The organism is Pedobacter sp. B4-66 (assembly GCF_018492665.1).
Taxonomy (GTDB): domain Bacteria; phylum Bacteroidota; class Bacteroidia; order Sphingobacteriales; family Sphingobacteriaceae; genus Pedobacter.
Map to the genome: position 1 here is coordinate 260,593 of NZ_JAFVME010000006.1, position 23,229 is coordinate 283,821.

20 protein-coding genes and 1 tRNA gene are annotated in these 23,229 nt (G+C 37.7%); 7 read left to right on the top strand and 14 right to left on the bottom strand.

All coding sequences use genetic code 11. The annotated features are described in order from the left end of the window. Positions 1-39: 39 nt before the first annotated feature. The 5 genes from J1905_RS12820 to J1905_RS12840 form a co-directional block, all read right to left on the bottom strand. Entirely contained in the window at positions 40-1,470 is a 1,431-nt protein-coding gene (locus tag J1905_RS12820; RefSeq protein WP_250318090.1) for a phage tail sheath family protein, read from the bottom strand. Between the two features lie 43 nt (positions 1,471-1,513). Next, positions 1,514-2,830: a hypothetical protein gene (locus tag J1905_RS12825; RefSeq protein ID WP_214227669.1), complete on the bottom strand. Its 1,317-nt coding sequence runs from the start codon at positions 2,828-2,830 to the stop codon at positions 1,514-1,516. Positions 2,831-2,835: 5 nt separating this feature from the next. After that, positions 2,836-3,441 (bottom strand): Pvc16 family protein, encoded by a 606-nt coding sequence (locus J1905_RS12830; protein WP_214227670.1) that lies wholly within the window; start codon positions 3,439-3,441, stop codon positions 2,836-2,838. Positions 3,442-3,594: 153 nt separating this feature from the next. After that, a complete protein-coding gene (locus J1905_RS12835) occupies positions 3,595-4,308 on the bottom strand; it encodes a response regulator transcription factor (protein ID WP_214227671.1) in 714 nt (237 codons plus the stop codon). A gap of 231 nt (positions 4,309-4,539) precedes the next feature. After that, positions 4,540-4,613: transfer RNA gene (locus J1905_RS12840), tRNA-Arg, on the bottom strand. A 223-nt stretch (positions 4,614-4,836) separates the two neighbouring features. Between J1905_RS12840 and J1905_RS12845 the strand changes: the two genes are divergently transcribed. From J1905_RS12845 to J1905_RS12860, 4 genes are read left to right on the top strand one after another with little or no spacing between them, the layout of a single operon-like run. Next, complete coding sequence (locus tag J1905_RS12845; RefSeq protein ID WP_214227672.1) at positions 4,837-5,262, top strand: lipocalin family protein; 426 nt, start codon at positions 4,837-4,839, stop codon at positions 5,260-5,262. Between the two features lie 41 nt (positions 5,263-5,303). Further along, complete coding sequence (locus J1905_RS12850) at positions 5,304-5,999, top strand: DUF8184 family protein (RefSeq protein ID WP_214227673.1); 696 nt, start codon at positions 5,304-5,306, stop codon at positions 5,997-5,999. Positions 6,000-6,017: 18 nt separating this feature from the next. Next, positions 6,018-7,940 (top strand): response regulator, encoded by a 1,923-nt coding sequence (locus tag J1905_RS12855; protein WP_214227675.1) that lies wholly within the window; start codon positions 6,018-6,020, stop codon positions 7,938-7,940. A gap of 15 nt (positions 7,941-7,955) precedes the next feature. Then, positions 7,956-9,635, top strand: coding sequence for a PNGase F N-terminal domain-containing protein (locus J1905_RS12860; protein WP_214227676.1), 1,680 nt, complete (start codon positions 7,956-7,958; stop codon positions 9,633-9,635). Positions 9,636-9,690: 55 nt separating this feature from the next. Here J1905_RS12860 and J1905_RS12865 read toward each other — a convergent pair whose 3' ends face one another. The 9 genes from J1905_RS12865 to J1905_RS12905 all read right to left on the bottom strand — a co-directional run bounded on the left by J1905_RS12865 (position 9,691) and on the right by J1905_RS12905 (position 20,340). After that, positions 9,691-10,386 carry a hypothetical protein gene (locus J1905_RS12865; protein ID WP_214227677.1) on the bottom strand — a complete coding sequence of 232 codons (696 nt, stop codon included), beginning with the start codon at positions 10,384-10,386 and terminating at the stop codon, positions 9,691-9,693. Between the two features lie 185 nt (positions 10,387-10,571). Then, positions 10,572-11,030 (bottom strand): QcrA and Rieske domain-containing protein, encoded by a 459-nt coding sequence (locus J1905_RS12870; protein WP_214227678.1) that lies wholly within the window; start codon positions 11,028-11,030, stop codon positions 10,572-10,574. A gap of 17 nt (positions 11,031-11,047) precedes the next feature. Next, the gene (locus J1905_RS12875) at positions 11,048-11,986 is read right to left on the bottom strand and encodes a DUF5777 family beta-barrel protein (protein ID WP_214227679.1); all 939 of its coding nucleotides are present in this window, start codon (positions 11,984-11,986) and stop codon (positions 11,048-11,050) included. An 8-nt stretch (positions 11,987-11,994) separates the two neighbouring features. After that, positions 11,995-12,549 carry a YceI family protein gene (locus J1905_RS12880; RefSeq protein WP_214227680.1) on the bottom strand — a complete coding sequence of 185 codons (555 nt, stop codon included), beginning with the start codon at positions 12,547-12,549 and terminating at the stop codon, positions 11,995-11,997. Positions 12,550-12,719: 170 nt separating this feature from the next. Further along, positions 12,720-12,896 (bottom strand): BF3379 family histone-like protein, encoded by a 177-nt coding sequence (locus tag J1905_RS12885; protein ID WP_108205690.1) that lies wholly within the window; start codon positions 12,894-12,896, stop codon positions 12,720-12,722. 136 nt (positions 12,897-13,032) lie between these two features. Beyond that, positions 13,033-14,115: a Gfo/Idh/MocA family protein gene (locus J1905_RS12890; RefSeq protein WP_214227681.1), complete on the bottom strand. Its 1,083-nt coding sequence runs from the start codon at positions 14,113-14,115 to the stop codon at positions 13,033-13,035. Beyond that, positions 14,097-15,551 (bottom strand): Gfo/Idh/MocA family protein, encoded by a 1,455-nt coding sequence (locus J1905_RS12895; protein WP_214227682.1) that lies wholly within the window; start codon positions 15,549-15,551, stop codon positions 14,097-14,099. Before J1905_RS12895 ends, J1905_RS12890 begins: the two co-directional genes overlap by 19 nt. Before the next feature lie 10 nt (positions 15,552-15,561). Next, positions 15,562-19,011, bottom strand: a complete 3,450-nt coding sequence (locus J1905_RS12900) for a DUF1080 domain-containing protein (RefSeq protein ID WP_214227684.1) — start codon at positions 19,009-19,011, stop codon at positions 15,562-15,564. A gap of 48 nt (positions 19,012-19,059) precedes the next feature. Continuing rightward, complete coding sequence (locus tag J1905_RS12905) at positions 19,060-20,340, bottom strand: Gfo/Idh/MocA family oxidoreductase (RefSeq protein WP_214227686.1); 1,281 nt, start codon at positions 20,338-20,340, stop codon at positions 19,060-19,062. 323 nt (positions 20,341-20,663) lie between these two features. On the opposite strand from J1905_RS12905, the gene J1905_RS12910 reads away from it, so the two are divergent. From J1905_RS12910 to J1905_RS12920, 3 genes are all read left to right on the top strand, one after another. Beyond that, on the top strand, positions 20,664-21,800 hold the full coding sequence (locus J1905_RS12910; RefSeq protein WP_214227688.1) for an ROK family protein: 1,137 nt from the start codon (positions 20,664-20,666) through the stop codon (positions 21,798-21,800). Between the two features lie 146 nt (positions 21,801-21,946). Beyond that, positions 21,947-22,894 (top strand): DnaJ C-terminal domain-containing protein, encoded by a 948-nt coding sequence (locus J1905_RS12915; protein WP_214227689.1) that lies wholly within the window; start codon positions 21,947-21,949, stop codon positions 22,892-22,894. A 47-nt stretch (positions 22,895-22,941) separates the two neighbouring features. Continuing rightward, positions 22,942-23,229 (top strand): chaperone modulator CbpM, encoded by a 288-nt coding sequence (locus tag J1905_RS12920; protein WP_214227690.1) that lies wholly within the window; start codon positions 22,942-22,944, stop codon positions 23,227-23,229.

A 23,229-nucleotide genomic window follows, 5' to 3' on the forward strand; every position in this document is an offset into this window, starting at 1 on the left:
AACAATGGATTTAAATGGTCAATAAATAACAATTCGATTTTAAGATTCAGCAAGCATTTTATGCATAAACCTGAGGATAATAAACTCTGCCGGACGAACCGCTGCCATACCAATCTCCACAATCATTCTGCCTTCCCATATATCCAGCTCGGTCATCGTTTCTCCCAGTCCGATATGCACAAAGAAGGCTTCTTTGGTAGAAGCACCCATCAGTGCGCCAGCCTTCCATTGCTGGGTCAGGTAGTTTTCAATCATTGATTTCACTCTTACCCAGGTATTGCGGTCATTGGGTTCAAATACGAATTGCTCTGTTGCATTTTTAACGGATTCTTCAACCATGCTAAAGAACCTTCTTACCGATACATAACGCCACTCGTTATCGTTTCCGGCTAAGGTACGTGCGCCCCAGACAATTGCAGGTCCCCGACCAGCGAAGGACCGGATCACATTTATGGATTTGCCTGCCTGCGCATCTACATTCAGGCTTTCCTGCTCTTTATCTGTAATTAAATACTGCGGCCGGATGGCATTTATAATATTCACATTGGCAGGAGCCTTCCATACCCCACGGGCATTATCCACCTGAGCATATACCCCCACCATCGCCACTGAAACCGGCAACAACATCTGTATGCCTGCCACCGCACTTCTGGCCTGAAAGTATTGTGCATTTTTAGTAGCCTTTAAATCAGAAAGCTTCTGTACACCTGCTATGCCCTCTATTTTTACCAGATCATCATTATCTTTAGACTGATCACCGGAAACTTTATAACTATAATCAACCCCGGTATATATTTTCGGAAAATATACTGCAGCATATTTCAGCACATCAGTAGTACCGGATAAATTAGTACGCAAGGCCTCTACATCCAGATCCCATACTTCCAGATTTGCCACATCATGATACACATCTAATACTGTAAAACGATCTTGAAGATCAACACATTGCTGAATGGCTTCTGCATGAATATCACGGTAATCTGTCAGTGTTGGCAGATTGATGGAATCCGGAAAAACCAACAAGGTCACTTCATTTATTTTGGCTACCTCTTTAAGACCACCTGACAAATCCTGGAGACTAATCAAACCTCCGCCATCTACATAATTCCCAACTGAAGTAATCCAGCAGGCACCACCCCCGTTAGCAAAATAGAGCTGCAGGGAATAATGCATTAAAAACTTAGACCTCTTGGTTTCATCAACCTTCCCGTTTACTTCATTCTTTCCTCCCGTAGTATCAAAAACAACAGTCAGGCTGTCCTTTTCAGGATCAGGATAACCAAAATACTGTTCATATTGCAGCAGAGATTCTATCCTCCAGGGCTTATTTTTCAGATCATCCTTTTCTTTCCATTGCGCCTTTTCGGTATAGCCAATAAACGCTGGGATAGCTGTTTCTACAGATGCAATAGAGGGTGGGAGATGCGGAATTTCCTCAATATAAACTCCCGGAGTTTTATAATCTTGCATAGCAAATGTTATTTAGTTAATTAAATCTTTAATACATTTTTGATTAAGGTGCCAGAGGAAACAATGCTGATTCCTGCACCATTATATCAGTATACATCTTATTATTTTCAAGGACTACAGTTTGATATGGATCTGGGTTTGGCAAATAATATAAAGTGTTATCGGGTCTGCGAAATAATGTGGCAGCATGGGTTAATGCCCTTGGCATTTTAGAAATGAGGCTGCCATTTTTTGACAACAGAAAATCAGGATGCATGCCAGTCTTCAGATCTTTCCTCCTGTTGTTGATGTACCTCCAAAAGGATAGCTTGCTTTTAAAGTTCAGTTCGAACACTGGCGGCGCAGGGCTAATGGTACCATCAATTTGTTTCCTTGTGATGAGTCTGCCTCCATTGTCCAGAAGGTTATAGGCTGCTACAGGCGTTTTCACTTTCATAACGATTAAACCCAGACTATCTCTGATCTCTTTTTCATCCTGATAAAAGATAATCTTATGCGTTCTATTATATCCCCCGTTACCGGTAACCTGTAAGGTATATATTAATTTATCATTAGCTGTAGCTACAGGCAGATGGAAAACTTTTTTTTCATCTATGGCTAACAAAATTTTACGATATGCCTGATTATTTTTGAATTGAAACTTATCCGCCACATTCCCATCATTATCTTTTATCGTAAAGACAGCACTGGTAATAGAACTACTCTTTGGAAAAGCATAATAAAAGTTCAGGGGTAATAATATCCGGTCATTTTCATTAGCAAAAGCCTTACCAGACAATGAGATCCATTGCACTGTATCCGCCTCGTCCTTATAAAATCCCCGGTAGTCATTGGCTCCAAACTTTAGCAGTTCTCCCTGCTCGTAAGATGCGGTTGCATCAAATGCAGGAATATCTGCCGATAAAAAGGGAAAAAACCGGTTACCACTAATGACATTATCATTAGAGAAATAATAAGTAGCAGGCAAGGCTCTTTCCATTTTGCTATTTGTAAAATTATCCAGATGATTACTTTTTTTAACCGCTAAAACGGGTATACATAAATCATCAGGCAAGGTATTCACTGGTTCATAAGCAGTAATTCCCCCTGGTAACTTTTTGGGTATCACTTTAACAGCCACTTTGAATCCTGCATAAGAAGGCAATAATTTTAAATGGTAATTATTAAAAAGCACTTTAGCATGCCTGGGTATCTCAAAAGTTATTACAGCATCTATATTTTCATCATTATTTTCAAATCTTTCCTTTAAAAAACTCAGACGGCTGCCCTGTGTACCAAATTCAAAAATATTTTTCCCGGCTTTATCTGTCAGATAAAATTCATGCAAGAGCTTTACTTCGAATAATATTTTATATACCATATTCATCAGCTTTGCGCGGATAAGGTTGAAATATTGGTTTCAATTTCTTCAATCAGTGGTACCTCTCTAACAATTGCGTGCTCAGATATTGCTACCAGCCTTAGTTTGTACATGGCAAAAGGAACTTGTCTTCCACCCAGAGATCCCCACAAATGATTAATTTGTTCGAAAGTGAGCGTATATAACTCCATCGTAAATTTCAGCTCCTCTCTGTCTTTAGGATCATTTGACCCACCGCTTACTGTCCCAGCCGAAGAAAATGAGGTTTTACTCTGAAGAAACTGAATAATCAATGCTAACCTTTTTAATGCCAGTAAATACCCCTCTCCAAAGTAATTACAGGTCATTAAAACGTACAGATTTAAATATACCGAGGCATTTTCATAAATAGCAGGTCCGACGGGAAAACGTTTTAAAGAAGATTGATTTTTAAGTGCACTTTCCTCTTCGATATTAACCAGGGTTATTACCACATTATCAATAAGGGCAGTACCATTAGCCGTTTCAGAAAGCCCGATGTTGTCGACTATTACATTAGCTGCATTATCACCTTTGGAAACAAGGTAAGCAGTTAATTCAGTTTTTAACAAAATCAGGGCCTTGTCAATCATTGTCAAAAGGTTAGATGCAGGTTAAAAAATCAATACAATAATCAGGTATTGTATTGATTAAATTTCCGCATGTTTTACAATAACCACAATAGCTACCAGTAGTCATTTGTATTAAAAAAAAATTAACCTTTTATCTGATTTCAGGGAATAGATTTATAAAATGTTAAACAAAATTGCAAATTTCGTAAGCTCGCATAAGTTATTTATTTCGAGCTTCCTGATTATATTTTTCCGGTGATTATTGACTGTATGAATTGATATATAAAGGATTTCCGAAATATCAGAACTGCTTCTCCCTTGAACAATTAGCTTGATAATGTCCTTTTCACGCTTGCTTAACAGCATAACACGGGTGCAATACTTTTGACTATAATCTTCCTCTTGAGTACTTCTATTGCTGTATCCGGATTTGTTGAGTTCAAATGCGTAATGGAACAATATCGAAGTAACATTTTCGTCTTCTTGTAAACAAAGCCTTGAAGTAGAGAAATACCATTTATAATCCGACCTGTTTTTTGGCCTCATACGCTGAAAAAAGAAATGCACCTTACGGGTATCACTTTGTCCTATCGCATGGAATAACTCCGGTTTAATAATGATATTTTCTTCAGGGGGAAAAAAGAATTCAAAATAAGCCAGCCAGAGTTGGTCTGCTTCCTTATCATTTTGATTAAAAATTTCCGCCCCATACCTGTTAACATAGGCATCGACTATGTTATCTTGGTTTTCAACTAAGACATTTCCAATCACATAATCGCCAATCTCATTAACCTGGAATTTCTTTTGCATTATCATCTTGACAACGGTATGCATTTGATTCTGGCAGGTATTTACCTGTTCGATTTGGGTAGATTGTATCAGATTCATAGGGATGACTCTTTAATAGTGCTAAACACCCGATCATTATGAATTGTTTTCTGATTCCATTTTTTTTATTTATTAAAGATAATTTATTTAGCTGGGTAATGAGTAAATGTCTAACTGAATAGAAGTTGTGATCCTTAATCCTCCATTGACCCCTATCTTCGAAATGAGCTAGGACAAAAAAAAGACGACGTCTGGAGCAACGTCGCCTTTAATTAAGAAATAAATTTCTCGTACCCTGGAAGGGATTCGAACCCCTGACCCACGGTTTAGAAAACCGTTGCTCTATCCAACTGAGCTACCAAGGCCTATCCCCTTAAGGAGCGCCAAAGATATGAAAACATACCAATAAGCGCAAATCTATTTTAATAATTTTCTAAAAAAACCTAACTAAAAAAGTATAACCAAGATTACCAGATAGTTAAGAAATACCCAGAATTGGGGATTTTTCCTTAACCCCCATTTGATTCTTTTTGTTTCGCTTTATCAAGGGGATAAAGCAGTATAATTTTATAAACTAACAAATACAACATGATGAAAAAATTTACGCTTTTTATCTTAATTGTCGCGATTTTCACAATTACCGGCTGCAAAAAAGACCAAGAAAACGACAAAGAAAACCCAAATACCATTGTTGCCAGATGGATAGCCTCTAGCATTTTGGAGATTACCTATAAAAATGGAAAAGAAATTCGTCGAGATAATGACACACAGAACAATTTGATGGTAGAATTTAAATCTGATGGTACAGGAACCAGCCAAAGGGATGATGAAAGTGCTAATTTCACTTATACACTTAAAGATGGCAAACTAATATTCAAAACAGAGGGCGAGTTTGATGAGTATAAAATAAAAAGTTTAACAAATTCCGAACTTGAGCTGTACCAGGAAGAATCAGAGACCGAAGATGGAATGGATTATAAATATATAGTTGAGATTAAGCTCAAAAAACAATAACCCATAATATTAAATTTGTGTCTCAATAAAACGAGGCACAAATGTTGCATATTCTAAGCACTATAGCTAAGGATATGACCGACCAAAAAATAGTTAGAACTGAAACAGCCGAAGTGCTGCTATTTGACCTTAATCAAGAGTCCGGTCAAATAAAAATTGGCTTTGGAGTTTCATTTTGTCTTCACGAAGGAAAGCTCTGCGTTAGCGAAATCCCCTTCCTGAGCCTAAATCTTTCTCCTATTGAGAACATTACAATAGACAATGGCACTCTACAGTTTGATGCACTACTCTCTGAAAAAACCATTCACTTTATTATAAAATCCGAATGCCCTGGTGCCGAAGGATTAATGCTTTTCATTAAACAACTAAGTGAAAAACCACTATTACCAGCCCCTACTTTTAATAATTCAATTTATCTTCAGGTAGATAGTGGGGAACTTTTGCTACGATTAGAGGACTGTAAAACCAATAATCGCATTTTAATTACCTATAGCAATACCTATGGAAACCATATTACACAACGTTTCCCTGAGCCATCTAAACGCTATAAAATTGAATCTTGTAATCTTACAAACGATATACTGACCGTACAATGTGATGGCCACAACCTGTATCAGGATCACACGTCGGTTAACCCAGAACTGAACACCACATATCAATGGCATTTGGTATTTCAGTCCGAAGTGCAGAAAATAATCCACGAATTAATCAGCACAAATATTGGTTCCAATTTCTAAATACCAACCTAACGAACTATGGATAATAATGCTCGCAATTTACAACCTCTAATTGAAGCGCTGGATGATGTAATCCTGGAATTAACTGAACTAGCTGTCATTAAACAAGTTTGGGCTAAGGATAAAACTAAACTATTTTTACCTCCTGAATTCTTTATAGGTAAAAGTATTCCTGAAGTATTCGGTGAATTTGGAAACATCTTCATCAAGTGCATTGATGATCTTTTAAATACTGGAGAAAGACAACAATGTGTGTATCCTGATTTTGATGAAAACAAGCATCTGTGGTATTGTGCAAAATTTCAAAAAATTGATTCATCTGAAGAAGAGGTTAGAATAATATGTGTAATTGAAGATATTACGGCTAAAAAAGAGCTAAATGATCAACTTGAGAAAAATAGCTTAGAGTTAAAAAGAATTAATGATTTACTAGAAATAGGGCACGAAATATCTAAAATGGGTGGTTGGGAATACGATACCATAAGGAAAGAACTATTCTTAACCAAACAGATTTATGAAATTAATGAGTCAGACGATCATATTGTAATTAACTGCAACAATATGACGAAGTCGTTTGACAAAGAGAATAAGGTAAAACTATTAAAAGCATTAAGAATTACGCTAAGTCAAAATATTGCCTTTGATTTAGAACTTGAACTAATAACCGCCAAAAGAAACAAAAAATGGGTACGGATATCTGGCCTACCCATAATGAAAAACCAAAAGGTTCGAATATTCAGAGGAATATTAAAAGACATTACTGAGATTAAAAACAACCAACTGGAGCTCATAGAAGCCAAAAACCTAGCTGAACAAGTAGCCAGAAAGCGGACAGAAACGCTGTCAATTATGAGCCACGAGATCAGAACGCCTTTAAATGCTATTATTGGCATAAGCAATCTGTTGGATCAGGACACTTTTTCAAACAACGATATAAAGGAATACGTTGATCATTTAAGATACTCTTCTAACCATTTATTACATCTGATAAATGACATTTTAGATCTAGAAAAAATTGAATGTAAAAAAATGGAGTTAAATGAAATTCCTACAAATTTAGTGTCCCTTGTAAACAATATCTACAAACAATTTGTACCATTTGCTAAAACCAAAAACCTTAGTTTAAACTTCAATCATGATCATCAAATACCCCAGTCGCTATTAATAGACGATCTTAGACTAAGCAGAATATTAAATAATCTGATTGGGAATGCCATTAAATTCACTGAAAAAGGAGAAGTAAACATCATATTAAAAACACTGATCGATCAGCATCATCAAACAAGTATTCTTTTTAAAATATCCGATACCGGAATTGGAATTCCCGAACATCTCCATAACCTGATTTTTGACAAATTCCACCAGGTAAACCAGGATTCTCATAGGCAACAGGAAGGAAGCGGATTAGGGCTAAACATTACCAAAGGATTGGTTAGGCTTTTTGACAGCGAAATTCGCTTAACCAGTAAACCTTATGTTGGCTCAATATTCGAGTTTAAAATTGATTTCAAGAAATGTTTACCCTTACAACCTGAACAAAAAATAGAATCATTAGAATTTGATTTCCCTCCCCTGCCAGACTTTAAACTGTTAATCGTTGATGACAATGCTACCAATCTACTGGTTGCATCCCGTCAATTGCATCAGTTTGGAATTAATGCCGATAAAGCAGACAATGCTTACACTGCTATTGAATACCTAAAAAAAGAGCGGTTTGATGTTGTTTTGGTAGATCTTCATATGCCTGGTATGGATGGTTATCAGTTAGCTAAATATATACAGGACAATTATCCTGAAACCAAAGTCATTATTTTCACAGCAGATGTTCTTGAAGAGGTGAGATTTAGGCTAAAAGAAATGGGCATACAATATATCCTATCCAAACCATTTAAACCCGAAGAAATGTTTGAGCTGTTTTTAGAAGTACTCGAGGTAAAATAATTATCTTTATGCCCTATGAGAGTACTTCTAATAGGATTTGCATTGCTTTTTATCAGTGTGCCATCGTTTTCACAAATAAATTCTAAAGCTACTGAGGCTGTAGTTACTTATGGATTCCGTAATAATGGAAAAGATTCAAAGGCTGAACAAAAAATGTTCATTAAAGGCAATCAGGTACATTTGGTTTCTCAAGGCCGTCAAACTGAACAGCAATACCTGCAAACTGCTCAAAAAGTTAGCTATCAAATACAGAACAGCAATGGTATTAACTACACTCTAAAAAAACCGTTTTCAGAGTACATAAAGGCAGAGCTTCTACCGGGAATTGATACAATACTTGGCATTCCTTGCAAAAAAGCTAAGGTATTTGTTCGTTCAAACACCATTGAGGTTTGGTACACTAATGACCTTAAAATTAAAGGTACTCCAAGCATTTCAATTGCTCCGGGGCTAGGTTTGGTACTTAAAACCATTCGTAATGGAAACTCTGAAACCATCGCTAAAAATATTGAATACCGTACAGTAACATCGGAAGAGCTTGCATGGCCAAAAACATGGGGTACTATGTTGGATGAACCGGCTTATCAGCGACAAGTAATTGAAAGCCGCTACACTACGCTTACCATTTTCAACAATGAGCAAATTAGCTTTGGTAATAAGACAGAGAACCCTGTTGGTGAACAATCCAATCTTACTTATCACTACTCTGGTGGAACCATTATTTTAAAGAAGGTAAAACTTCCGGCTGCAAAAGCTAGTCAACAGCTGTTTGTTGAATTAGCACAACATTCTAATGGGGATGCATATGATCGCACAGGATCAGTTTTTATGATTCCTACCAATAAATCCATCACTTATCTTAATGCTTTGCAAAATGGCATTCAGGCATTACCTATATACTCAGCAAGAAATGGCAAGAAATACCAGGGAGTTACAGCTACAGATAACTATTTACCTCCGCTAGAGCTGATGCGATTCTTCACCTCTTTTGGGGTAAACCATTTTAATGCCCAGGCAAAAGTAAAAGGATACAATTGGGCCGATTCTGTTGTGTATAAACAAGACATCACCTCTCTATTGCCAAGTTTACAGGGAGAAGTATGGATTGGTGTTTTTATAGGCAACTATGATAAAGGCGGACATAAAGCCAGCTTATATTTTAAATACTATCCTGGTTACGAAGGAGAAAGCCAAAAAGAAGAAAAGAAATGGTTGATGCCTGCCTTTAACACCACAAACTTAATGGAGATGTCTGGCCAGGAATACGGTACTATGTTCGATCAGGATTCTCTTACCGTAACCGTTGACATCCCTCAGGGCGTAAAAAACCTTAAACTAAGGTACCTTACAACCGGTCATGGAGGCTGGGGCGGCGGAGATGAATTTGTCCCTAAACAAAATGAGATTTTTGTTGATGGCAAAAGAGTTTACCATTTTATCCCATGGAGAGAGGATTGCGCAACTTACAGATTCTTAAACCCTGCATCGGGTAATTTCGGAAACGGATTATCATCATCTGATCTTAGTCGTTCTAATTGGTGTCCGGGAACAATCACTTTACCTGTTGAAATTCCACTTCCAGACTTAAAGCCCGGTAAACATACGATACAGGTAGCAATACCATTAGGAAAACCTGAAGGCGGAAGCTTTAGTGCTTGGAATGTATCAGGAACATTAATTGGTGATAAAGAATAGCAATAAAAAAGGCATCCAAATTGGATGCCTTTTTTATTAGAAATAAGCTAGATAACTATTCAGCTTCTTTTTTAATATAAGTTTTATTACCGTTCTTGTTGATATAATATTTACCTCCCCGTGGACCGGTATAAACTACCTCAGCATTAGGACCTTTTAAGGTTCTATCGATAGTTGGTTTATAATCTTTATTAGCAGCAGTGGTAACGGCAGTTGTTGTTTGTTTCTTAGCAGTTGTTACGGCAGTCTTAGTCTCCTTTACAGGAGCCTCTACTTTTTCTTTAGCAGCTGTTGCTGAAAAACGTTTGTCAGGTGTACCATCTTTTTTAAGCTTCACATCACTTGCTGCAGGAGCAGTTTTTGCGAATCTCTTATCCGGTGTACCATCCTTTTTCAACTTAGCACCAGCAGCAGCAGTTGTAACTTTAGCCTCAGTTTTTGTAGTAACAACTTCTTTTTTAACCTTGGCAGTCGCATCTGTGGCTGCTTTAGTTTTAACAGTTGCTTCTTTTTTCGCATCAGCCTTAGCTTTGGCCGCTTCTTTCTTTGCCGCTGCAGTCGCTTCTTTTTTAGCGTCGGATTTAGCTTTAGCAGCCTCCTTCTTCGCGTTAGCTGCAGTTTCTTTAGCTTTCGAAGTTTCCTTTTTAACTTTTGCGGTTGTCTTTTTTGCTGTAGCAGTTTCAACAGTTTGAGCCATACCTAAGCTCACACAGAAGCTCAAGATGGCAATTAGTGAAAGTAGTTTTTTCATAACTTTTTTAAATAGCTGATTTAATCTCCTATTACTCTGCTGTTAGTAGCCGAATAACTATATACAATTTACACATATCGTACCAAGAATTAACTAAAAACCTAAATAAATATTTTCATTAAAAGAAATGAGGTCACCAAAATGAAACATCATCCCGGTGACCTCAAATCTCCCTCTCCCATTAACTACGCTATTGTAGCAGTAAGTTTTGTTCCGCTAATGGCAGTGCTATATATTTTTAATGTCCTGGTGTTCCCTGATGATCCTTGTGGCCCCTGAAGTATACTACCACTTGTTGAATATTCAGAAAAATGCAATTGACATTGTATGAAATTATCAGTTTGTTTCCATACTAAATCACCACCTTGGTGAGGACAAATAGCTTCAGTTGCGACAAAAGCAGCAGTAGTATTACCAGCGGCAATTCTGAAAAACAATACGCCGTTTGCTTTTGCCTGATCACCAACAGCCTTTAATTGAGTAGCAAGATCCACAGTAGCTTTGTTATTATCTCCGCCACCTGCCCCAGGGTCTGGTTTATCCTCAGGTCCACCGCCACTTTTCCCACAACCCGAAAAACATGATCCTGTGCAAACCAGTGCAAGGCCCAACCCTAATGATTTGATAAATTCCTCACGTTCCATAATTTTTTGATTTTAGTTTAGTAAATTTTTGATTTCTTATCTGGATCCTCGTTTTTAGACTTAAACAGGGTAAAATTTCTTGATATGGTAAAGCCAAAACGCACCCCACCTTTACTCCATGATTTCTTAGTATTTGGAATAAAATTATTTTCAACTATATATTCTGAATTCATAAAGTTTAAAGAGAAAATGTGTCCACCGGTTTCTATTTCAAGGCCAACACCAAATGGATTATAGTAGGCCTGTGTTAAATCCTTAGGTCTAGATAATCCATTTACCACCGTATAATCAGCAATAAAAGAAAGTCGTTTTGTTATTTTCATTCTTCCTGCAAAGCCAACAGAAAAGAGGTTCTCAGGGTCTCTAGTATCGTCAGGAGCCCTTCTCATTAAAAGAGCAGGCATTACCTGCAATGAAAGTCTTGACGACAACTTACGGGATATAATAGATTGAAAGAAATACGAGAATCTATCACTATATTTTGCAAACTCACTATCATTCAGTGGTTCCCTGGCAACCCAACCCATCTGCGCAAAAAGGGTCATATTAATTGGCATAGACTCATTGGTTTTCTGTCTCAAAAGCCTGTACTTGCCCGAAAAATTATAGAGTTCATCTTGTTTACTTCTTCCCACTGCAACTGTCAACCTATCAGACACACCATAATCCAATCCTATAAATAAATCGGAAGCGACATCTAAACCATATAGTGTATGGGCACTTCCAAAACGACCACCGATATCACCAAAATGGTGACGAATCCTAAGATCAAGATCGTGCTTTTTCTGTGTTTCGCTCGAATGAGACAATACAACGTGGGTTGATTTAAAGGCGGCATCAACTGTGGTAGCCACATCTCCACTATCCAAAGCTTTCAATAATGAGTCCGCTTCCTGAGCCTGGGCGTGCAGTGCAAAAAGCGAAAAGGAAATGAGTAAATATTTAATCTTATTCATGAGTTTGGTTATTTTAATGGATCCAACTTGCCTTCTGCTTTTATCGTAATGAACTCTGCAATCTTGGTAAACACCAGTTTTGGTATTTTAATATCATGATCTACACAAGCAACTTTAAACTGAGTACTGATTTGTACAACCCCATTACTTATTGTTACTTTCCCAGGAATTGTACGTTTTTTATCCACCCCGTGTACAGATAGTACACCTGTTACAGTTACCGTATAATCACCGTTTTTACTAAAATCTACAGGCTGATCTATTACCCCTTTAAATTTTGCATAAGGATATTTATCACTTTCAATGTAATTCTCATTAAAGTGTTCCTGCATCAGCTTACGATCAAACTCAAGAGTCTTAACATTCAATTGAACAGCGATTTCTCTGCTTTTGGCAACCAGCACAGCACTACCATTATCACTTACCGCCCTGATGTCCTCAAGAGGCGTTGATGAGAACAGGCCTATCCTTAAATTCTTGCTTAAAAAATTCTGTGCATTGGCACTTAAGTTTAGTAGCACGAACGCTACCAACAGTCGGATTATTTTTGTTTTGCTGTTCATGACAATTGAGCTACTACCTTGTTTAAGTTTTAATGAACTTATATATCCAGATACGGAGTACGAGGCAACTTGGTTGCCTTGGTAGTAAATAAAAAATGCCAATCTGAAATTAGCATTAAACAAAAAAGGCCTGCAATTTCTTGCAGGCCTTTCATATAATTCAAATAATACTATTTAGCATTTTTCTTCTCAGTAACCTCAGTACGGATATCCTGAGCAAGTCCTTTTAGATCTTGCATTGCTTTACGAACTCTAGTACCAGCTGCGCCGTTACCTGAATTATAAAATTTGTCTGCATCAGCTTCGATTCCAGCAATTAGTTCTTTTAGTTTTGAAAATTTTTCCATGTTTTTCTTAAGTTAAGATTTTAAAATATTTGATATAACGCTCTAAAGGTAATAATTATTGGATTTGCACCAAATCAATGTTTCAGATTCCGTCATCATTTTTTCCACATTCTAGTATGATTGTTAATAAAAATGACTATAAGACTATCATTTGCCCTGTTTTTACTGATTCATCGCACGCAAATGCTATTCTTAGGCTGTTTACAGCATCTTCTGTAGCATCTGTAAGGTCAAGATCATCCTTAATTGCTTTAAGGAAAAAACGCTGCTCGCGGTTGCATAATTCCTGATGATCTGGCTCATCTGTAAGATCAACCCATTCATTAGCCCTGGCAAACTCATCATCCTTATCCAGATCAGCATAATGAACCTTTATAGATTCTGTTTTGGTATGAGAATCTATCGAATCAGAATTACCCGACTTTGATGCCTCTTTAGCAACTATAGATACAGCACCTTTTGGCCCGAAAACATCCTTAATAAAAAAGGCATTATCACTAACCATTGGTCCCCACCCTGCTTCATACCAACCTACAGAGCCATCCTCAAAACGAATTTGAAGCTGTCCGTAATTATAATTCCAATCAGGTATTTCATCCGTTAATCTGGCACCAATAGCGCTTACCTGAACAGGCTTAGACCTTGTCATCTGACACATTACATCAATATAATGTACCGCACAGTCTACTATTGGACTTAAGCTTTTCATTAGATTCCTATGTACTGTCCACTTAGGGCCATGACTTTGCTGATTCAAGTTCATCCGCATTACAAGTGGCTTACCCATTTGCTGTGAAAGCTCAATGAATTTCTCCCACGAAGGGTGATAACGCAATATATAACCAACAACCAATTTCTTGCCTGCTTTTCTAGCCGCCTCTGCAACGCGCTCCGCTCCTTCTACTGAATCAGCCAGGGGTTTCTCTATAAACACATGACACCCGCTCTCTAAGGCTTTAATCGCAAAAGCTTCGTGAGTATCCGGATAAGTAGAAATGCACACAGCATCAGGCTTTGTAGCCTCTAGCGCTTCGTAATAATCACTGAACAATGGATAACCACCACCAAGTTTTTCATTCAAAACATATTTGCTCTCACCTGTAGAAACAATTCCACAAATCTCAAAGCCATCGAGGTTATGATAGGCATCAGCATGAGACTTTCCCATGTTGCCACAGCCAACTACTAAAACACGAAGATTTACACTCCCAGACTCCATCCTGAACGATAATTACGTTTAATAAATTGATTCACTTCATCAAAATTAGTAACCTTAAGGTTTGCCTTATCCCAGATCAACTTAATATCTCTGCCAGGGTAACTAATACCACCATCAGCATTTTTTCTCTGAACATCAGTTCCTCTGATCGCCAAATTTCCTATTAACAAAGTTTCAGTAAGCGGACCAGCTATTTCAAATGGAGAACTTAATTCCATCTTTCCGTAACCTGCAATTGCCGCCTCAGCCCATTGTGTATAATGACCATCTTCGCCACCCGGAACACGAGGAGTTTTCTTTTTAGTATGATCTTCAGCGTTTCTAGATAAAGGCAATAATCTAGGGTTAGAGCCGTAAACATCACAGATCATTTTTCCTTTAGTACCTTCAAATAGAACCCCATTGTCACCAAATGCTTCATTCGGACCTAACTCAACCGGACGTACAGGCTTAATACCGCCATCCATCCAGTGAAGTTGTAAATCACCTTTAGTCTTTTTAGTTTCTTTAAAGGTCATGATTACATGACTTGATGGAGGGCAACTTTCAGGGAAATAACCTCTTTGGAATTCATCAACATAAACACTGCCTACGCTGCACTGAACATCCATAGGAGTATCTAATCCTAAAATTGTAAAAGGTGGTTCCACAAGATGACACCCCATATCGCCAATTGCACCTGTACCATAATCCCACCAACCTCTCCAGTTAAACGGAACCATTTTTTCGATATAAGGTTTATATGGGGCACTGCCTAACCATAAATCCCAATCCAGTTCTTTAGGCACAACTCCGTTAGCTGAAGGCCAAGAAATACCCTGAGGCCATACCGGACGATCAGTCCAGCAATATACTGTATTTACCTTACCTATTAAACCTGCATCACACCAATCTTTCAATTGCCTTACGCCATCACCAGAAGCGCCCTGGTTTCCCATTTGAGTAACAACCTTATAGCGCTTTGCAGCTTCGGTTAATTGACGCGCCTCATAAATATCATGACTCAATGGCTTTTGAACATACACATGCTTACCAAGCTGCATTGCAGCCATAGCAATCATAGCATGGTTATGATCCGGGGTTGATACCACTACACCATCGATATTTTTAGCTTCCTTATCAAGCATCTGACGATAGTCTTTATAATACTTCGCCTTCGGGAATCTTTTAACAGATCCAGCGGCTCTTCTATCATCAACATCACATAAGAATGCGATTTCTGATTTGCCACCTTTATAAATATTCTCTAAATCACTTTCACCTTTTCCACCAACACCTACACCAGCAACCATTAACCTGTCGCTAGGTGCTAAAAATCCTTTTCCACCCAACACGTGTCGAGGTACAATCATAAAACCAGCGGCTGCAAGCGCGCTGGTTTTAATAAAGTTTCGTCTAGAATTATCTGTTGATGAGTTTAACTTATCTTCAGTCATGTTTTTATTGTTATTTCTTTTTAGCTGTTTCTTTTTTAACCGCAGCTTTTTTACTTAAATCTTTAATTCTGATGTTTCTGAATTCTACAGGAGAACCATGTCCTAAGAAACCAATATGGCCACTATCACGTAATAAACCTGGGTGTTTTTGTCCATCAGGAGCACCATTTTTTCTAGCCTCAATAATGTCACCATCAAGAATTACAGTACCATTAAGGATCACTTTAATTTTAGGGCCATTTACTACAACTTCTTCATAGTTCCATTCGCCAACTGGTTTAAGGAAACCTCTTTTTGCAGCTAAAGTACCATATACAGAACCATGATATTGATATACATGAAGATCTTTGTAAATAGGAGCCTCATTATCTAAAATCTGAAGTTCCATTCCTTCATAAGCAGCATCACCTTCTAAAGGTGCTCTAATACCTAATCCGTTGTTAGCACCTGGAGTTAATTTAAATTCAAAACGGTAGATAAAATCACTGAACTCTTCTTTAGTAAACAAGTTACCACCTGAACCTTTACCTGGTTTAGGACGAATAGCAATGCTTCCATCCTCAATTGTATAATCAACAGTGTTACCAGTCCAACTGTGCATATTTGTACCATCAAACAACACTTTGTAACCATCTTTTTTCTCTTGTGCACTTAACTCAAATGCTTTTGCACGAGGAATTTCTTTGATATATAAATCACGGTAAGCAACGGGAGAACCATGTGCCTGTAATTCGATTTGCTCTTCAGCAAAAATCGGAAGATTTCTATCCCAGTAGTTTTCAAGGATCACGTTATCAGTTACCAATTCACCATTTAAATAAACAGTAACACGGTCACCTTTCATGATAATGCGGAAAGTATTCCATTCATCAAGCTTATTATCAGCAACTTTAAGAGGCTTACTTTCATTCGTCTGGTTGTTATATAAACCACCAGAACCAACCTGAGCACCTACATTTGTACGGGCATTATCCCACATTTGAACTTGAGGAGTACCACGTAAATAAATACCGGCATCACCTTCACCTTTTTTATCGTCAATGATTTTCCAGTCAACAAGCATTTCAAAATCACCATACTTTTTAACAGTAGCCAAGTTATTTCCATGACTCATGAACTGAAGCTCACCATTAACCGGCTTCCAGCTCTCTTTTGCTTCAGCATCAGCTTTTTCCTGCTCAGCAGCAAGCGTTTTAGCATCCATTTTAGAACGCTTAATTGGATCAGCAACTAAACCTTTCCAACCAGTTAAGTCAGTACCATTGTACATAGATACAAAACCTTCACCTGCTTTCATTTCAGAAATATACTTACGCATTCCTTCTTTCTGATAGCCACTATCACCACCGGTAATTACCTGAATGGTTTTGTTTAATAAGCCTTTAACAAGATCACCATTATATGAACCTGCAAGTGTAATATTCATTACTGCATTTGCAGCAGCTTGTTGCAAAGCAGCATCATCTAAATATTTACCAGCAAAAACAATTGCATTAAAACATTTAGCTTGTTCAATATCTTTTAAGATTTGTTGTTTTTGCTCATTAGTTTGAGCTACAACCATTGCATTACGTAATAATAGCAACTTCTGCTCTGCGGGATAAGAACCTTCTCTAACCGAACGCAAGTAACCATTAATAGCAGTATTTAAAAACGCTGCATTTTTAGTTTCGCGAGCAATAGCAATTAACTCTGGAGCAGCACCAGCATCAGCCCATGAAGACAAAGCATCTAGTGCGGCTTTTTGAGTTTGCTCATTACCTGTAGCATAAGCATCGGTAACCGCTTTTAAAGCTTTATCACCACCTAAACTTGCAAGTACTTTGTAGTAAAGCAATTTCTTACCTTCAGCTGCCGAAGCCATTTCCTGCAATACCGACTCAACTTGTTGAGTGTTATCACCAGAACCACTTACAGCTGCAATAATAGCTTCCTGTACAGCAGTTTCCTGAGCACCAGAGCTTTCATTAAGTAAAGTAAACAACTGAGGCAAGTTGTTTTTAACAACAACATGACTTAAAGCAGCATAAGCAGCTTGCTGTACTTCAGGGTTTTTACTTTTCAACTGAGTATAAACAGCACTTAACTGTCCGTTTGCAGCACGAGAAGCAAGAAGATTAATTAAAGCAACTTGTACATTAGGTTTTGCAGAAGGAATAACGGCAGCAATCTTTTCAGTTATGCCGGTTCCTTTCATTCTATGGATAGCAGTAGAAACAGCAGTAACATTCGCAGTATCACCTTTAGCGGTTAACTTCAATAAATCACCTAGAACCTGGTCCTGACCAATGTTAACCGCAGCATTTATAGCCGCTAGCTTAACATTCTGATTTTTATTGTTAAGCAATTTCAGTACAGCAGGTAAAGCTTCTTTAGCACCTGCCTGACCAAGCATGCCTAAAATACCAGCTTTAGCATCATCATTAACGCCACCTAATTTTTTAATCCATAATCCTGTTGAAGCAGAGGTTACATAAGGAACAGCAAATTTCAATGCAGCAGCACGATATTCAGCATTTTTATCACCTGCAGCATCTAAAAGAATTTGTTGGTTACTTTCTTTATTTGCATCAACCAATACTTTTAAAGCACCTGTACGTACACCAACCAATTCATCAGTGTTTGTTTTAGCTATAATATTTTTAGCAATCTTTTCAGCAAGTTCTTTATTGCCATTTTTAACTAATTGCTCTGCGTAGATTAAGTAAACCGCTGCAGCGTTAGTGTTTTCATATTTAAAACCACTTTTATCAGCTGCTGTTGCAAATACACTTTCCGACGAAGGATCTGCAATGTAAGCAAGTGCATATAATGCAACTTTAGCTACATTCGCATCACCATTAGCAGCTAAAGCATTAATAGGCTGAGCTGCTTCTTTTAAACGAGCATCACCTAACGATTCAATAATTGAAAGCTGAGCAGCACCTTTTGCCTGAGCCAAACCGCTTAATAAAGCAGCTTTTGAAGCTGGAGTATTAATCTTAACCAATGCTCTCGCAGCAGGATCTGCCAATTGATCATCAGTTAGGTAACCTTGCAGACAAGAAACCGCATCATCCTTACCTACCAGATCAAACTGGCTAATGATGAATGATTTATTTTGTTTATCAGTCAATTTCTGTAAAGCCTTGCAATAAGCACTAACGCTCATTTTTCTCCAGTCCTCTTTTCCGTTCTGGGTAATATAGGCAGAGAATCCACCAACAGTGTATTCAATTAATGAATTATTACCTTTACCAGGAGCCACAAGTCCGCTGATTAAAGTTACGTACCCCTCTTCTCCAAGATTGGCAATGTCGTTTACGTTATTTGTTAATAGTCCGCCGTCATTTGCAGGCATCTGCGCTAATAAATCAGCAATGCGAGTGGCTATGGTGCGTTCGTCTTTTTTTGCCTGTGCGTTTGCCGCGTCTTGCAGCATTACAACCGCCAACAGGATAAAGAATATCTTTTTTATCATTATGATATATGTAAAGGTTAATCTGAATTGTTTAAAAGATTTGTTTAATTAAATAGTGAATGGTGCGCGCATTACAGGATTAATTAACCTGTTAGCTCCTTCATCATCAATAAACTCTTGTTTTACCGGATCAAATTTTAATGAACGGCCAAGTCTCAAAGCAATTAATCCGATGTTAACGATATTACATGAACGGTGTCCGTTTTCTTCATTTAATGCAAACTTCTGTCTTGTCTTAACCGATTCCACAAAGTCAGTCATTTGAGGAGTTGGATCAGGGAAAGCAGCAAGTTTTCTTTCCAAGTCAGGAATATCCGATTTAAAGCCCGGGTATAATTTACCTTTTGGTCCTTCAATATAAGGTACGTTAGTATCCTTTCCTTCACCATCTAAAATGATCTGGCAACCATCAGCATATGTATATGTGATCCTTCTCCAGGTTCCAACCGCATCAGTATGTTGTTGTGGGGCATCGATTTCAACAGAAACCGGACTGGTATCATCTTTACCCAAAAAATATTGGATTGGGTCAATATAGTGTTGTCCCATATCACTTAAACCACCACCATCATAATCCCAGTATCCGCGGAAAGTTTGGTGAACTCTATGTGCGTTATATGGTTTATAAGGTGCAGGGCCTAACCATCTGTCGTAATCCAATTCAGGAGGTACCGGTTGAGGCTCAAGGTTGTCTTTACCTACCCAGTAAAACTTCCAGTCGTAACCAGTATGTTTACCTACAGTAACTTTTAAAGGCCAGCCTAACAATCCACTGTCAACCAATTTCTTAATCGGTTTTACAGTAGTTCCCATTCCATAAAAAGTATCTTTAAAGCGGAACCAGGTGTTTAAACGGAACATACGGCCATGCTTTTGTACAGCTTCCATTACGCGTTTACCTTCGCCAATAGTGTGGGTCATTGGTTTTTCACACCAAACATCTTTACCGGCATTTGCAGCGTCAACAGACATAATACCATGCCAGTGAGGAGGTGTTGCAATGTGCACGATATCAACTTCAGGAAGTTTAATCAGTTCACGATAATCGTTAAATGTTTTAACACCTTTATCCAACATAGATGTTGCAAGATCAAGGTGTCTTTTATCAACATCACAAACAGCAACTACCTGAGTGCCATCATATTCAAAGTGGCCACGTCCCATAGAGCCAACGCCTATTACAGCCTTGGTCAGTTTGTCACTTGGTGCAATAAATCCTGTTCCTCCAAGTACGTATCTTGGAACGATAGTAAATGCGGCCAGTCCTACCGCAGATTTTTTAATAAAATCTCTTCTGGTGTTTTGTTCTTGTGGTTCTTTAGGTTTCATATAAGTGGTTGTATTAAGACTCAACTAATAATACCTACAGTGGCATCACTAAATTGAATACTTGCATTGATAATATTAGGGAGAAATTGTCAAAAACGCAAAACATTGTTTAATTATTTACGTATTAAAAATACTTTTATGATTTTTTAACATAAGTTCTCTATATTTAACGAAATAGAGTAATTAAAGCCATGGATCTTCATCTATTAAATAACATAACCAAATCAACACGCGACAAACAACTGGTTTCTAAATACCAGCTTGTTAAACATCTTTTTAATTTAGGTCCATGTTCGGTCTCTAGCTTATGTCATACTATGAACATGAGTTCACCCAGTGTTTTAAAACTCATCACCAACTTAATTGAGGAAGATTGGATAGAAAAGAAAGGCTACGGCATATCAATGGGTGGCCGAAAGCCAGATTTATATGGATTAAAGGATAAAAAAATTCTGATTATCTGTATCGATATACAATTATTCCATACCAAAATAGCTGTTATGGATAACAACTATAATTATATAGTTGATGCCAAAACGATCGCTCTCCCAATCTCAAAAAGTAGCAGGTCAGATTTCTTTAGTATCTTAAATACACATGTGCAGGATATCCTTCAGGCTAATGAAATAAGCACCAACCAATTAATTGGCTGTAGTGTGGGGATGCCTGGCCTAATTGATTCCGAGAAAGGTAAAAGCTACAGTTATTTCCTGAGCGATCTCGAAAACACCTCTTTAACCGAAGCATTTGAGAAAATGCTGAAACTTCCTGTCGTGATACAGAATGATGTAAATGGATCATCAATGGCAGAGTTTACCCATGGAATGGCAAAGGGCAAGCAAAATGCTTTGATATTGCTAATGGACTGGGGTGTTGGATTAGGAATTATAATGGATGGCAAATTGCGAAAAGGTGCCTGTGGTTTTTCAGGAGAATTAGGCCATATACCCTTTGTAGAGAATGGTGCATTGTGTTATTGCGGCAAACATGGTTGTTTGGAAACTGTTGCCTCAGGCAATGCTTTATCAGAAATGGCAAAGGAAGGTATCTTATCAGGCAAAAACTCTATGCTCAACAAACTCTCTAATGAGGAACTGCAAAGAATTGAACCTCCGGTTATTATTGATGCAGCAAATAAAGGCGATCAATATGCCATCCAGTTGTTATCTAACATTGGCACCTATATGGGAAAAGGGATCGCTGTGTTAATTCAGCTCTTTAATCCCGAACTCATTATTTTAAGTGGAAAAGTTGCTGAAGCAAAGCAATACATCACCCTACCGATGCAACAAGCTATCAACACCTATTGTATGACCCAAATCAGAGAGAAAACAACAATTGTATCTTCTGAGCTTGGCGAAAATTCGAGACTGTTGGGCTACGCCACAACTGGCATTGATCATTTTTTAGATACCAGTCTTAAGAAAGCAGGAAGGTCAAAGTCCAGGATTCACGTTTAGCACCAAACGGACGGTCTGCCTCATCTCTACGCTTAACTTTCTTATAAGTACACACATCACTCATTAAATAACTATCAAAAAAAACTAAATAACTAAAACAAAATCAACAATTAGTATCTTAGGATAAATGACAAAACAGTTTAATTATGGCATTTATAGATTACTACAAAACCCTTGGACTCAAGAAAAGTGCTACGCAGGATGATATTAAAAAGGCCTACAGAAAACTGGCCAGAAAATACCATCCTGATTTAAACCCCAATGATAAAGATGCCAACAAGCTATTTCAGCAAATTAATGAGGCTAACGAAGCATTAAGTGACCCTGAGAAACGCAAGAAATACGATGAATATGGGGAACACTGGAAAAATGCAGATCAGTTTGAACAGGCAAAACAATCGCAACAACAAAACAGAAATGCGTATTCAGGAGCTGGTCAACAAGGTGGAAGTTTCAATGGTGCCGATTTTAACAGCGATGATTTTGGTTCTGGTGGCAGTTTTACCGGTGGTGGCGACTATTCGGATTTCTTTGAATCCTTATTTGGAAATGCCGGAGGACAATCAAGACGAGGAAGTCGTAAATTTAAAGGGCACGACTATCAGGCCGAAATTAATATATCGCTTCGCGATGCTTACAATACACACAAGCAAACACTGTCAGTAAATAGCAAAAACATAAGGATAACCATTCCTGCAGGTATTGCCGATGGACAAATCATCAAACTGCCAGATCAGGGTGCACCGGGTGCCAACGGCGGTCCTAATGGCGATTTATACATCACCTTTAACATTAGCGACGATCCTCATTTTAAAAGACTTAAAGACGATCTGTACACCCATACAGAAATAGATTTGTATACAGCAGTACTTGGTGGTGAAGCAACAATAACGACATTGGATAGTAAAGTGAAACTAAAAGTAGCTCCCGGAACTCAAAATGGCACTAAAGTAAGGCTAAAAGGCAAAGGTTTCCCCGTGTATAAAAAAGATGGTGAATTTGGAAACCTCTTTGTAACGTATACTGTTAAAATACCCACAGATCTTACCGAGAAACAGAAGGAACTTTTTAATGAACTAAAAAACATCGGCTAAAGCTAATCTCTAAAATTGCTAAAGCAATTCCCTAAAATTAATTAACTATGGAAACAGAATTAATAACCATAACAGAATATTGCTTCAAATATGATATCGAACCTTCATTTATTATATCACTTGAAGACTCTGGAATCATTTCATTAACAATTGTTAATTCAGAGAAATACATACATATTCAACAGTTTGGTGAACTGGACAAGTATATCCACCTGCATTACGATTTACAAATCAATATAGAAGGTATAGATGCGATAAGGCACCTGCTACAAAAAGTAGATCATATGCAACAAGAAATCCAGGAACTTAAGAACCAATTACACCTGCATCAGTAA

Coding starts and splice junctions, on each gene's coding strand:
- J1905_RS12820 (WP_250318090.1), bottom strand. CDS start 1,470: ATGCAAGATTATAAAACTCCGGGAGTTTATATTGAGGAAATTCCGCAT.
- J1905_RS12825 (WP_214227669.1), bottom strand. CDS start 2,830: ATGGTATATAAAATATTATTCGAAGTAAAGCTCTTGCATGAATTTTAT.
- J1905_RS12830 (WP_214227670.1), bottom strand. CDS start 3,441: ATGATTGACAAGGCCCTGATTTTGTTAAAAACTGAATTAACTGCTTAC.
- J1905_RS12835 (WP_214227671.1), bottom strand. CDS start 4,308: ATGAATCTGATACAATCTACCCAAATCGAACAGGTAAATACCTGCCAG.
- J1905_RS12845 (WP_214227672.1), top strand. CDS start 4,837: ATGATGAAAAAATTTACGCTTTTTATCTTAATTGTCGCGATTTTCACA.
- J1905_RS12850 (WP_214227673.1), top strand. CDS start 5,304: ATGTTGCATATTCTAAGCACTATAGCTAAGGATATGACCGACCAAAAA.
- J1905_RS12855 (WP_214227675.1), top strand. CDS start 6,018: ATGGATAATAATGCTCGCAATTTACAACCTCTAATTGAAGCGCTGGAT.
- J1905_RS12860 (WP_214227676.1), top strand. CDS start 7,956: ATGAGAGTACTTCTAATAGGATTTGCATTGCTTTTTATCAGTGTGCCA.
- J1905_RS12865 (WP_214227677.1), bottom strand. CDS start 10,386: ATGAAAAAACTACTTTCACTAATTGCCATCTTGAGCTTCTGTGTGAGC.
- J1905_RS12870 (WP_214227678.1), bottom strand. CDS start 11,030: ATGGAACGTGAGGAATTTATCAAATCATTAGGGTTGGGCCTTGCACTG.
- J1905_RS12875 (WP_214227679.1), bottom strand. CDS start 11,986: ATGAATAAGATTAAATATTTACTCATTTCCTTTTCGCTTTTTGCACTG.
- J1905_RS12880 (WP_214227680.1), bottom strand. CDS start 12,549: ATGAACAGCAAAACAAAAATAATCCGACTGTTGGTAGCGTTCGTGCTA.
- J1905_RS12885 (WP_108205690.1), bottom strand. CDS start 12,896: ATGGAAAAATTTTCAAAACTAAAAGAACTAATTGCTGGAATCGAAGCT.
- J1905_RS12890 (WP_214227681.1), bottom strand. CDS start 14,115: ATGGAGTCTGGGAGTGTAAATCTTCGTGTTTTAGTAGTTGGCTGTGGC.
- J1905_RS12895 (WP_214227682.1), bottom strand. CDS start 15,551: ATGACTGAAGATAAGTTAAACTCATCAACAGATAATTCTAGACGAAAC.
- J1905_RS12900 (WP_214227684.1), bottom strand. CDS start 19,011: ATGATAAAAAAGATATTCTTTATCCTGTTGGCGGTTGTAATGCTGCAA.
- J1905_RS12905 (WP_214227686.1), bottom strand. CDS start 20,340: ATGAAACCTAAAGAACCACAAGAACAAAACACCAGAAGAGATTTTATT.
- J1905_RS12910 (WP_214227688.1), top strand. CDS start 20,664: ATGAGTTCACCCAGTGTTTTAAAACTCATCACCAACTTAATTGAGGAA.
- J1905_RS12915 (WP_214227689.1), top strand. CDS start 21,947: ATGGCATTTATAGATTACTACAAAACCCTTGGACTCAAGAAAAGTGCT.
- J1905_RS12920 (WP_214227690.1), top strand. CDS start 22,942: ATGGAAACAGAATTAATAACCATAACAGAATATTGCTTCAAATATGAT.